Source organism: Hymenobacter metallilatus (assembly GCF_003944705.1).
Lineage (GTDB): Bacteria > Bacteroidota > Bacteroidia > Cytophagales > Hymenobacteraceae > Hymenobacter > Hymenobacter metallilatus.
Map to the genome: position 1 here is coordinate 1 of NZ_RWIS01000023.1, position 12,986 is coordinate 12,986.

Consider the following 12,986-nt stretch of genomic DNA (forward strand, 5'->3'; position numbering starts at 1 on the left):
GCAACGCGGGTCTGGAAGCGTGGCAAAGGAAGCAAGAAGTTGATTGAGCATGAAGAACTTAACGATGTCTAACGAGACAAAGGGCAGCCCTCACTACAGCGTCTTGATTTTGATGCGTAAGCCCTGAAGGAGAACGGCCATAACATACTTCTGCCCGATTCTTACGGGGCGCTCACCGGTAAAAAGTACCTCGCATCGCCGTTCACGCGTGAGCGGCAACTGCGCAAGTACGAAGGCAAGTATCACCCGGTCAAAAAGTTCGCTATCAACCTGGATGAGCTGCGCAAGAGCAAAAAGGCAGGCTTGGTTGCACCCAAGAAATGGTTCTTAAAGGTGGAAGGGTTGTTCGCCCAGGCAGCTGAAAGCGCGGCTCGGCAAACGGGCGAAGAATTAAGCCAAGAATTCTGCATTGCCATCACCATCCGCGACCCACGCCAGCAATATGATGTGTATAGCTCAGTAACGCGTCATTTAACGGCCAGCAACTTCCAGCACAACAACATTCAATTGCGCAATCAGGTGCCCGTGCAACTGCGCAACGCACCGGATGGCAGCCAAGCATAAATAGCTGGCAAATAGATCACTTCCATTCACCCTCTACCACGTAGTTCGTGCTGACGACCCCACCATAAAACGAGCCAGCCGCCACGGGATGTGACGGCTGGCCTACAGAAATCAGTGCCAGCAAGTACGAATTGGACCCTCGCGCCTTGCTGCCTGTCCGGCGTTACTGGATTTGCCATCCGTAACACTGTCCCTTCATGGACAATTCAGTCCGCGAAAGTAGCTACTTTTTTGTACGCACCAACTTCGTGGACCGTTGTCTGGCTCGGTGTGCTCTTCCGATAAGAGCGAACCCTACTCACACAGACAACCTCGTGGGAAAGAATCTGCATATCACGCCCCGCCCGAACGGCTGGGCCGTCATCTCTGCCGGCGCCGAGCGCGCGGCCGTCATTGCCCCTACCCAAGCCGCCGCCGCCGCTATCGGCCGTGAAATGGCCATCAACCGGGGAAGCGAACTGCTCATCCATGGCCGCAATGGCCAGATCCGGGAACGGAATAGCTACGGCTACGACCCGGAATCCAGCAAGGGCTGATCTTAATTTGTTGCTCACCTGCGCTTTGCCTTAAAGGCGAAGCGCGGGCCACTTGCTGCCTTTTTCCGCTTGGTGAAAGGAGAACGGGACTGCTCATGCAGTTTTTCAGCAAAACCAGATTGGCCTGCGCCTCTCTGCGCCCGTCCCATTCACACACCTAGAACCAGTTTTCAATAACATGGACAAGTCCAATAACAGCTCGACTAAAGAGCACGAAACCAAAAACAATACCCCTAGTACCGGTAACAACGGGAATGGACATGCTAACAACGGCGGGCCTAGCAACGGAGGCGCGAACGGTAACCCTGGTGCAAACCAAGGAAACGGTAATGCAGGTAATTCTGGCAACGGCAACTCAGGTTCTAATAATCCGGGCACCGGAGGCACGGGGAACGGTAACTCAGGTGGCAACCCTGGTAATGGCAACCCCAATGGTGGCAACAACGGGAATGGAGGACCTAAAGACGTCACTATCATCATCAACGGCACGCCGCACATGGTAGCGAAGGACGAGATGGCCTTCCGCGAGATCATTGCCTTGGCAGGACTGGCTAGTGGCCCGAATGTGAGCTACACGCTTACTTACCGCAGGGGCCACGGCAATAAGCCGGAAGGCAGCTTAGTAGAAGGAGACGTTGTTAAGGTTAAAGACGGAATGATTTTCAATGCAACAGCAACTGATAAGTCGTAGTCCCGACCTCCAGCGCTTGCGCGACGAGGGGTATCATGTTGCGGTGGTTGAGGGTCACCTGCTCATCCGGGATGTGCCCTACGTCACCTCGGCAAAGACCATCGCGCGTGGCACCATTGTCACGGCACTGACTCTGGCCGGAAACGTGACCACCCGCCCCACAGATCACGTGGCGCATTTTATGGGCGAGCAGCCCTGTAGCCGAGAAGGCGAGCCGCTGACGAAGATTATGCACCCGAATATGGGGACACAACTAGCTGTCGGGCTGTTTGTCAATCATATGTTGTCTAGCAAGCCTGCTGCAGGCTATCCGGACTACTATGAGAAGATGACCACCTACGTCCGGTTGATTGCGGGTCCGGCGGAGGCGCTTGATCCTACCGCTACGGCCTGCACCTTCCCACCCATTGAAGCGCAGGAGCGCGAATCGGTGTTTCATTACATCGACACGGCTTCCAGTCGTGCTCGCATCTCCACCGTGTCGGATAAGCTAGCGGGTGGCCGCATTGCGATTGTGGGGCTGGGAGGCACCGGCGCCTACGTCTTGGACTTGGTCGCCAAGACGCCTGTCGGGGAAATTCACCTGTTCGATGGAGACGTTTTCTCTCAGCATAATGCCTTTCGTTCTCCTGGCGCAGCGTCGCTGGCGGCGCTGCAGGCGAAGCCCGACAAGGTGACCTACTTCGCAGAGCTTTACTCGCATATGCACCGACACATCATTCCGCATCGGGAATATGTGACGGGAACCAATCTGGGGCAGTTGGGGGAGATGAGCTTCGTGTTTCTCTGCCTAGACAAGGGCAGCGCAAAGCAGGTGATCGTGCAGCACCTGGAAACTGCAGGCATCCCGTTCGTCGATGTTGGCATGGGCGTGTACCACAATGTGCAGGCCAACGCACTGGGGGGAATCGTCCGGGTAACGACGAGTACTGCGCAACAACGGACCCACGTGTACGCAGGTCAGCGCATCTCGTTTGGCGACGCTGATGGCGGGAACGAGTATCAGCAGAACATCCAGATTGCGGATCTCAATGCGCTCAATGCAGCCTTGGCGGTAGTCAAGTGGAAGAAACAGGCTGGATTCTACCTGGATCTGGAACGTGAGTTCCACAGCACCTACACCATTGATGGGAACATCCTGCAAAACGAAGACCAGCTAGGATGAAGCACGCTGTCTTGCACCATGACTTTGTAGAGTTCGTTCCCCAGGTGCTGGAACAGGGTGTGCTCTACGTGTCCATGCCCTACGCCACAGCAGCGCATTTATGTTGCTGTGGTTGCGGCAACAAGGTGGTTACGCCACTGACGCCGACAGATTGGAAGCTTTTTTACGATGGCGAAAGCATTTCACTGACTCCATCGATCGGCAATTGGAGCTTCCCCTGCCGCTCGCATTACTGGATCAAACATGGCAAGATTACCTGGGCCGGCCAATGGTCTCAGGAAGAAATTGCTGAGGGCAGAGAACAGGATCGAATCGCGAAGAAAGAGCGACTGTCCAGAGTCTATGTGCCTGAGGATGTAACTCAACAACAAACTCCGGAGCCAGTGGTGGAAACATCTGGATTCTGGCGTAGGCTGTGGCGATGGATTACTTCTGAGTAAGCAGGAGGAAGTCCATGCTGAATACTGTGCGCAAAACCGGCTGCTTAGTCAATAAGCAGTCGGCTTTGCATTCTCCTATTAACCTAACGTTGCATATGTCTCTTCATGATGACATCCAGTATGTCACCAGTCGCGTGGCATCCGGCGAGTTTCCGCGGTACTTGTATAAGTACCGTCCGCTTTACGAACACACAGCCTCAATGCCTCTGCTGGAGAATACCGCCAGTATATTGGCTAAGGCGCAGGTGTGGCACCCATCGCCAACGACGTTCAACGATCCATTTGACTGCCAGGTAGCCCTGGATGTGCGACGCTCGTCCACCATTGTGCGCAGCGTAGCCAAACTCATTGAAAAGTCGCGCGAACAGGTGCCTATGAGGCGGGCAGATCGCCGTCGCGGCTTTAATAATCTGCGCCGCCAGACGCCGTTTACTGTTGCTCGGGCACAGGTCTGGTTGCGAGAAACCTTAGCCAATATCGGCGTCTGCAGTTACGGAACGCGCGGCGATAATTTACTGATGTGGGCTCATTATGCAGACTCCCACCGGGGTGTTTGCTTTAAGTTCGATGTGCTTGCCGATCCAGCTGCTTACCTGGACATGAAACCGGTCACCTACAGCCGGGACTACCCGGTCCTGTCAGGACTTGATGAGCAATCCGTCAGCAAAGCCTTATTGGTGAAGGCGGATATCTGGGCCTATGAAGAAGAATTTCGAGTCTTTACCCGTACCGGGCCGGGTGGAAAGGCATTCGCTAAATCAGGGTTAGTGGAAATTATCATTGGAGCCAAGGCTGCCGAAGACCCAGTGGATGCTTTGGTCGACTTGCTCGAAGCAGACCCAGACTACGGCCATGTACGACTGCAGCAAGCCCGCCTTAGCACCCGTTCGTTTTCACTAGAGTTTGGTCAGTACTGATATTTATTGCTACCCAACCCGATTATAGCATGTTGTGTACCACACCACGAAATTGCTAGCTGTGCACTTCTAACACCAGGAATATGATAAACATTGATCTTAATGCCATCCGTCCACTCAATGGCAAACGTGCAGAAGGGTTTGAGGAGTTGTGTGCACAGTTGGCGCGCTTTGATCGGCCCGCCAATTCACGTTTTGAGCGGAAAGGCACACCCGACGCTGGTGTAGAGTGTTATGCCGTCTTGGAAGATGGGAGTGAATGGGGATGGCAGTCCAAGTATTTTGATTCATTTGGCCCTTCTCAGTGGCAACAACTAGATGAATCAGTAGAAACTGTGCTGGTTAAGCACCCTCATCTGGTGCGCTACGTCATATGCATACCCCTCAACCGTCCCGATGGCCGAATTTCAGGTAAGCAATCAGCCATGGAAGCTTGGGCCAGGCATGTCAGCAAATGGCAGGGTTGGGCAGCAGGAAAGGGTATGCAAGTTGAGTTCATCTACTGGGGTGAATCGGAAATTTTAGACCAATTAGCTCGGCCTGCTCACTTAGGCCGGGTACGCTTTTGGTTTGATACTCAAGCATTCGACCAAGAATGGTTTACGGCGCGGCTGAAGGAAGCGCTGCAAACGGCGGGGGCCCGTTATACAGCAGAGCTAAACCTAAGCTTGCCAATAGCTGAGGAATATGAAGCTTTTGGCCGCACTTCAAAATTCTTTGACGGTCTCAAGGCTTTGGCTAAGGATATACGTGAGCATTTTCGGCGACTGTACCCAAATCAAGAAGTATTAAAAAATAAGCCTATTGGTGAAGCATACACTGAGCTCGCCCAACTAATCCAAGACATCTTACCTAACATTGGTAGAATCCCGGAGCAGCCTGTTGGAGAGTTGCTTTACGCCCCACTTGTTGAACAGCTTTCATCAGCTATTCGGCTGACGAAGGCGATCGAAGAATTGCTTCTTAAAAAGGAGTTTGAGCCAATCCCCTCCGCGAAGCAAAAAAAGAATCGGCCCACAAGCACTGAGCCTTATCAAGACCTGCGCAATGGCATCTACCGGCTCAATACGTCCTTGAGAAAAGCACGGAGCAGCTTCCAGCAGGCAACTGATATAGCGAACACCCAGTTGCTGATCATGACTGGTCAAGCCGGGTGCGGAAAAACTCATCTGCTGTGTGATATTGCTGCACACCGAATCAGTGAGGGGCGGCCTACTGTGCTGCTCATGGGACAGCGCTTTATTGGGACCAACGACCCCTGGATGCAGGCGCTGCAACAGTTGGACCTCGCTACCATTAGCGTAGAGGAAGCAATTGGAGCACTGGAATCAGCTGCACAGGTTGCAGACAGTAGACTCTTATTGCTTGTTGACGCAATTAACGAAGGAAATGGTCGCTCTGTTTGGCCAAACAACATTGCTTCATTCCTGACACAAGCAACGCGCTCGCCTTGGCTAGGTGTCGTGTTCTCGGTGCGCTCCTCATATGAAGGATATCTGGTACCTGCTGATGTACGCGCTCAAGCGCATTACGTAGACCATCAAGGCTTTACGGGCCTCGAATACGACGCTACCAAAAGTTTTTTTATTCACTACGGCTTAGAACTGCCTTCGACACCACTGCTTGCACCGGAGTTCCGCAATCCATTGTTTCTAAAAACGTTATGCAAGGGGTTGAAACTAAAAAACCAGCGGCGATTGCCCCGGGGCTTTCATGGAATTACGGCAGCTTTCAATCTATACTTGGACGGGGTGAACGAAGTCCTAGCAACAAGATTGGACTACCACCCTAGGCAAAATCTAGTGCGAAAAGCCCTGGAAGTATTTGCTGAAGAAACAGCTCACACCGATGAGCGCTGGCTGCCGCTCTCTGCAGCTACCAGCGTCGTTGATAAGTTGTTGCCCGGGCGTAGCCATACCCAATCACTTTATCACGGGTTGGTAACCGAAGGCGTATTAACGGAAGAAGCGTCGCGCTGGACCGGCGAAAGTGAACATGAAGAGGTCGTGTTTATCTCTTACGAACGTTTGGCGGACCATCTGTTCACGAACGTCCTACTAAACCAGTACCTAGATGCAACCAATCCCGCAGAGTCCTTTAAAGCAGGCACGCCCCTGGCTGTCCTCTACGATACCACCAAACGGTTTCACGAAGGCACGGTAGAAGCCTTATTCATCCAAGTGCCCGAACGTACCGGACGGGAACTGTCCGAACTAGCGCCCGAAGTCTTGACGCACTGGAACGGCCATGCTTTTCGGCAGAGCATCATTTGGCGAAAAACAACGGCCTTCTCTCCCGCTACTCGGCAGGCTCTCCGAGCATTCGATGAAACGGATGGTAGGTTAGAGCAGACTCTTGAGGCCATCCTCACTGTGGCCAGCTTACCTGACCACCCATTCAATGCAGAATTTCTGGATCAACGGCTGCGAGAGGATGGCATGGCAGAGCGCGATGCTTGGTGGAGCATCCTCTTACACGATTTATGGGATACACAAAGTGCTGTTGATCGACTAGTGGATTGGTCCTGGGGCGTAGAAGTCACCACCCCCCTTGATCCGCAAGCGGTGGAACTGTGCTCTATTACCTTGGCGTGGCTTTTCACGTCTTCGAACCGATTCCTGCGCGATCGGGCCACGAAAGGATTGGCAAACCTTCTTACTGGCCGATTGGAGGCTGCTTGTAAGCTTGTCGAGCGCTTTGGTGACGTAGATGATCCCTACGTGGTCGAACGGGTGTACGCAGCAGCGTACGGCGCTTCTATGCGCAGTTATGACGTCGCAGCGGTTGAACAGCTGGCCGTTCGCGTGTTCGACTGCGTTTTTGCTCTTCAAGCACCACCCGTACACATTTTGCTGCGCGATTACGCGCGCGGGATAATTGAACGGGCCATCTACTTAGGCGCAACACACGCTTTCGATCTCGCACGAATTCGACCACCTTTCAATAGTAGTTGGCCCGTTATACCAACCGAAGCGGAGGTAGCACAACTGTTTCCTGACCATGCTGCCAGACGGCAAGACAACGACGGATCCTGGGCACTAGATCGCATCAGAGACTCCGTTATGGCGGATGATTTTGGTCGCTATGTAATTGATCCAAACCTCGATGAGTGGCTAAGTGTACCGTTGAGAGAACCCATATGGAAGCAACCCAAAGATCAACGGCAGCTACTTACGGAGTTGGCATTAACCCTCTCGGAGTCTGAACAAGAGGCTTGGGCTGTGTTTCAAAAGGCAGAAGCGGCATTGAAAAATGCACAGCAACTGCAACTACAGCAACTGCTTGCGGAGCAAGGTGACGACGATTTCGCGCCCTTCTTCTCCGAAAACTCACCGGAACTTGAGAAGCTACAGGCGCAACTAGACGTCCTAACAAGTGAAGAACACCAAGCATATGAAGCAGCCAGTCAAATCCTGGAGGCTGCGTTCACACCAGAACACATGCAGCAGCTCGAAGCGATTGTTGGCCAACCTGAAGCCAACTATGAAAGCCGAGAGGCCCCTCAATTTGATGAGGATCTAGCCAAACGATACATCGTTAAAAGGGTACTGGATTTGGGGTGGACGCCGGAACGTTTTGGCGTGTTTGACGAGCATACTATTGGCTACCGTGGCAGGGAAGCGAGGAAGTCCGAGCGAATTGGGAAGAAATATCAGTGGATTGCCCTGCACGAAATCATGGCCTACACTGCGGATAACTATCATTTTTATGAACGTTATTCTTCCGACGAAGACAAGAGCACCACTTACGAAGGCCCGTGGCAACCTGGAGCCCGGGATATAGATCCGTCAAACATGCTGCGGACTACTGCTAAAACCAGCTTCTGGTATTCGCACAAGCCAGCCTGGTGGGCTGTGCAACGCCAGCAGTATTGGGGAGCTCCTGATAAACCGAAGGAGTGGTTAGCAGAATGGCAAGACCTGCCCGCTGTCGAGAAGCTGTTAACTGTACAGCATCCAGAAACAGGGGTCAAGTGGCTCAATTTAGAAGGTTCTTTCAACTGGACCGAACCCGTTACACCAGATCTCGACTCGACCGACACGGAGAGAAGGCAGATCTGGTATACCGTCAGAGCATACCTGGTGAAGCAAGCAGACGCTCCGGCGTTCATGCAATGGGCTGAGGTCAACAATCTGCAAAGCAGGGACTTGCCCAAACCAGCTCAACTGTATGAGGTGTTCCTGGGGGAGCACGGGTGGTCTACAGCATCCCAGTATTACCAGCGGGCCTACTACAACGGGGAGACATGGCAAAAACCAGGTAGGGACTGCCCCGTTGAGGTGCAAGTATTCTCGTTCGATTATGTAAACGAAAGAGGGACGTTCGATTGCTCGCTGGACGAAACGGTTTCCTTGAACATGCCGCGTGCCGAGTTAGTAAACTCGTTGGGCCTGCGTTGGACCGGCATTGGCGCTGACTTTATTGATGAAGCAGGTCAACTGGCCTCTTCAGATCCAACTGTCCACCAAGACGGACCGGCAGCCCTTCTGGTGCGAGAAGATCTAATCCGTGCCCTTTTGATCCGAGAAAACTTAAGCTTGTGCTGGGTTGTGACCGGCGAAAAACAATCAATCGGACCCGACTCAAGAGAACGCTTCCTTGGGCGCTTGAATTTGTCGGGTGCTTATATGCTATCTGATACGGGTGCAGTCGGGTTTCTCAACTGCTTCATGGAAAAAGCGACGCGTAATCACCAAGATCATGACGTCCTAGTACATACCATAAGATCATCCGACACCAAATAAGATGGAAGCATAAAAAGGGGCTCAGCGGTCGCATGTACTACACGCTCGGAAAGCTGAGCCCCAAGTTGAATGCGTGGCGTCCAGCAGTCGCAGGTGAGGTAGGCGTTGTCCCAGAGTTTGCCAGTGAGGCGGGCCATCATCGATGCAGCCCAGATGGACGCCGAGGTCGGGCAGGGCACAGGTCACGCAATGCGTGTAGCGGTTAGCAATTATAGTGGCGTAATGAGTATAACACTCAGCCTGCTGCCCCCACTCGTCGGCAGCAGGTGCCTCTGTTCAGGCAGACCCACTTGGGCCCAGGGCGGTGTTGACTAGCTTGATCATGTTTCAGAAAGCATTTCATTCGCAGTATGCATTTTTCTTCCTTGTGGCTCAAGGTCCGCGCTTTCGGCGGGGCTTGCAGGAAAGCAGCCCTACGGCTGATCGATCCCGAAACATATTCCAAGCGAAATATTTTTTTGTTTGGCGTGCTGCTGGTCGCTTTTGTCCTCTGGAAGCAGTTGCTAGGCTTATACAACCAGTATGTAGTTGCTCCTGCCCTGAGTCAAGTTCCACGCGGCCCCATTACCGATGTTGCCGCTAGTCTGCTTGCTATAGCTAGCATTCTTTTCTTTTACACCAAAGTGCGGGCCGGGTACCGTCTCTCCTTTTGGCAGCGCATGGTGTTGTTTGTTCCGGGGCTGCTTTACGCCGCTGCCTTGTTCTTTAACGGGTTCGACCCAGAAAACACCTGGAATTTCTACACGTTTCATAGCACTGAGCGGCTTCGGTATGCTGATACGGTCTTGCTGCTGCTGCTAGGTGGGGTGGTTCTAACAGGATACAGCATATGGATCGGCGCTAGCGCCCCCCGCCCCTCTGGCAGCTACTTACAGGAGGATGTTCCACTTACGCGCACTGCCGCCGATTCGCTGAATTGGCGGCCTGAGGCGCGCCGGGTAGCGCAACAGATCACGTCACTCTCCACGCACGCATCGTTTGCAATTGGGGTGCTCGGTAAATGGGGAGATGGCAAATCATCGTTTCTCAAACTCATAGAATCAGAGCTAACCGACACTAAAGCTATTGTTATCCATTTCAACCCTTGGTTGGTAGAAAGCACAGCAGCAATCCGCAAAGATTTTTTCGCTACGCTCAAAGAGCGTCTTGGGGACTACAGCGGGGAGTTAGCCAGCGAAATCGGTACCTACGCCAACGGCTTAGCCAGCGTGTACGACAACACCGCCGCCAAGGCCGTGAAGGAAGCGGCTTCGTTTTTTTGGGATACTCCCACCTTGACCGAACAATTCAAGAAGGTGAATGAGGTCATTGCACGTCTGCGTAGGAAGATCATCATCTTCATAGATGATATCGATCGACTGGACAAAGACGAAGTATTAGAGACCCTGCGGTTGGTGCGCAATACGGCTAGCTTTGGTAACACCATTTTCGTGCTGGCTTACGACAAGCAGTATGTAAGCAACGCAGTCAAACTCACTAACCAAGCCAACAGCAGTCAGTACCTGGAGAAGATTGTGCAACTGGAAATTCCATTGCCTCAGTTTAATCCCAACAAGCTAGCGCAGCGTACGCTGGACATTATCCAGCAGTCAACAGAGCTTCGGCCCTACCACCCTGCATTGAAGGATTTGCTCATTGGCAACACGGCTAGTAGGCCAGCCGACACGTTCCAACAGCACTACGCAGCGCATATGCGCGATCCGAAGGTGTGTTTTTACCCAGAGGTAATCACTAACATGCGCGCTGCCATCCGCTTTACTAACTTATTCACGTTTGATTTTCTACCGCTGGCTAAGGAAGTCCAGTTGGATGAAATGGTAAACCTGACGCTGCTGAAATTTAAGCACCCGGCCCTCTACGAAGCTATCAAGGCCATGCGTGTGGTGAAACCAGACTTCGATATTATGGCTGGGCGCTCGGAGAGCATCATCAAAGTACACGAAGAAGGACTGGATGCTTTCTACAAGCAGAACCCTGTTGAAACGGATGATAAAGAGCTCTTGGACAAACTGATTCAGCATTTGTTTGGCAACGACCATCTGCCTCCTGGGCAGCGGACGATTCAACGCCCTTCTTCTTTCAGTGTTTATTTCTCAGCGGGGAGCTTTGACAATGTGCCCTTGGCAGAACTTGAAGAACTGAGGCTTGGTTCAGCGACCGCCATTATGCCTAAACTCATTCACTGGCAGGGCAAAGAGCAGTTGGCTGAAGCCTTCGAGGTACTCGTTCACGTACGGGAGTTCAACGACCGGGCCGATTTTGAAAATGTCGCAACTGCAGTATTAGCTGCTGGCAGCATACTAGATCGCTCAGTCATAGAATGGATGCGCGAGATAAACAGTCTCAGCAAGCAGATAATTGAAAATCTGTATAGACAAGATGTTGAGACGTTTAAACAGTTTTTTCGGCATCAGTTCGCTAATGCCAAAGACCCGTATTTATATGAGGCTCATCTGGCTTACAATATCAAGGCCGACGCATGGAGGGGTATTACAACAAGTTTTTTCCTTTCGGATTTGGAATTGAATCAGTTCACGTTGAATTACCTGTCCAGGTATTTAGATGCGAACAAGAAGGTTGATTATACCGCTTTTGGCCTCCATCGATGGAATGGAGAGAAGGTTGATCGAAACAACATGATCTGCATCTTACCAGCTGCCAACGAGTTGATGATGCATGCGCTGCAGGCGTATCCTGATACCGCGCTACAAGCTCTCATCGTTCCTACCGGCCAACCGCCACAGGAAAAACACCTGACTTTTCAACCCTTTTTGATGCAGATTTTTGGCTCTTGGCCAGCTGTAGACGGCTTCATTGCTAGCCTACCTGATTCAGAGCAGGCTCGCCAAGTACAAGCAGAATACCAGTTGTACAAGGACTCAGGTTATAGAGAATTTATCAGAACAACCGTAGCGCCGGCCTAGAATTACCTAAGCCGTGCTATGTGTCCAAGGTCACAATCAAGGAGGTTGCGTTTCTTCTTGCGTACGGATTTGCTTAGAATCATAGTCACTTATAGGTAATACCTATTTCATCTCATCATACCAGCTTGTTTCCTTGAGCTTTACGTTGCGAAGGCGCCAACCAATCGAGCTTATCTAGTAACCGACTGGTGATGCACTCCTGCCCGTTTCTAATAGCCTGGATAGCAGCCAAGCGGAGCAGCGCTGAAACTTCACCTATCGCACCCTCGCTCATGGCCAATATCTTCAAGCTCAATTCGTCGCTTTCCAGGAACGACGGTTTTTTAAGAGGCAGCTTGTATTCGAAGCTTGATAGCAGCCGCCGGTAATCTTCCCCATCCCGCCAACGGGGTAGCAAATGAGGCTCAAACCGGTTGGCTAGCTGGGGGTCGGTGTGGATAGCCCGGAAAGCATCTTTGGTACCAATGGCGACGATTGGTATCTGCAGCTCGTTAGATAGGTATTTGATTACGTTTAGAAATCCACGTTGCTTGGTCAGGTTACCGGCTAACACATGGTGGATCTCATCGATGATGAGCATTCGTGCTTGTACAGTAGACAGCAACTGCAGCACTTGATACTGCTTCCGATCAATTTTATCGTTGATTTTATAAGGCGAGGCCAAGCGCTCTAGAATCCCATTGTAAAACCGTTTTTCATCCGGCATTGGGGGAGCCTGTATCATGACTACCGGCACTCGGACAAAATCCTCATCTGGCAATGAGTACGCTTGGTGTTGCTGCAGAAATCGATGCGCAATCACCGTCTTTCCGTTGTTCGTATTGCCGACCAACAGCAGATTAGGCATACGGTGGGTCGGAGGATGCACTAATAAATCTTCCATCCGGTCCATTGCTTTCTTGGCAAGTGGATAGCCGATGACAGGGCTAACGGCTAGATTATGTATACGTTTGGCAGCCACTTCTTGAACCAATCCGTGTAAATCTACATGCAGGTGTTCCATA

Annotated in this window: 9 protein-coding genes; 8 read left to right on the forward strand and 1 reads right to left on the reverse strand. The window is 52.0% G+C overall.

The genetic code is table 11. From position 1 onward, the window contains the following. The first annotated feature begins 303 nt into the window (after nucleotides 1-303). The 8 genes from EI290_RS21780 (at nucleotide 304) to EI290_RS21815 (ending at nucleotide 11,982) form a co-directional block, all read left to right on the forward strand. Complete coding sequence (locus EI290_RS21780; protein ID WP_125433762.1) at nucleotides 304-564, forward strand: hypothetical protein; 261 nt, start codon at nucleotides 304-306, stop codon at nucleotides 562-564. A gap of 314 nt (nucleotides 565-878) precedes the next feature. Beyond that, nucleotides 879-1,100, forward strand: coding sequence for a DUF2188 domain-containing protein (locus EI290_RS21785; protein WP_045689374.1), 222 nt, complete (start codon nucleotides 879-881; stop codon nucleotides 1,098-1,100). Nucleotides 1,101-1,278: 178 nt separating this feature from the next. Beyond that, nucleotides 1,279-1,791, forward strand: coding sequence for a multiubiquitin domain-containing protein (locus EI290_RS21790; RefSeq protein WP_125433764.1), 513 nt, complete (start codon nucleotides 1,279-1,281; stop codon nucleotides 1,789-1,791). Beyond that, nucleotides 1,766-2,956 (forward strand): ThiF family adenylyltransferase, encoded by a 1,191-nt coding sequence (locus EI290_RS21795; RefSeq protein ID WP_045689375.1) that lies wholly within the window; start codon nucleotides 1,766-1,768, stop codon nucleotides 2,954-2,956. The genes EI290_RS21790 and EI290_RS21795 overlap by 26 nt, the downstream gene beginning before the upstream one ends. Further along, nucleotides 2,953-3,396 (forward strand): DUF6527 family protein, encoded by a 444-nt coding sequence (locus EI290_RS21800; RefSeq protein ID WP_045689376.1) that lies wholly within the window; start codon nucleotides 2,953-2,955, stop codon nucleotides 3,394-3,396. The genes EI290_RS21795 and EI290_RS21800 overlap by 4 nt, the downstream gene beginning before the upstream one ends. A gap of 95 nt (nucleotides 3,397-3,491) precedes the next feature. Further along, complete coding sequence (locus EI290_RS21805) at nucleotides 3,492-4,313, forward strand: DUF2971 domain-containing protein (RefSeq protein ID WP_185817117.1); 822 nt, start codon at nucleotides 3,492-3,494, stop codon at nucleotides 4,311-4,313. 83 nt (nucleotides 4,314-4,396) lie between these two features. Further along, nucleotides 4,397-9,058: an AVAST type 2 anti-phage system protein Avs2 gene (avs2, locus tag EI290_RS21810; RefSeq protein WP_125433766.1), complete on the forward strand. Its 4,662-nt coding sequence runs from the start codon at nucleotides 4,397-4,399 to the stop codon at nucleotides 9,056-9,058. Nucleotides 9,059-9,408: 350 nt separating this feature from the next. Beyond that, nucleotides 9,409-11,982 (forward strand): KAP family P-loop NTPase fold protein, encoded by a 2,574-nt coding sequence (locus tag EI290_RS21815; RefSeq protein ID WP_125433767.1) that lies wholly within the window; start codon nucleotides 9,409-9,411, stop codon nucleotides 11,980-11,982. 115 nt (nucleotides 11,983-12,097) lie between these two features. Here the strand turns inward: EI290_RS21815 and EI290_RS21820 are convergent, their stop codons facing one another. Next, nucleotides 12,098-12,985, reverse strand: a complete 888-nt coding sequence (locus EI290_RS21820) for a TniB family NTP-binding protein (protein ID WP_125433768.1) — start codon at nucleotides 12,983-12,985, stop codon at nucleotides 12,098-12,100. Nucleotide 12,986: the final 1 nt, after the last annotated feature.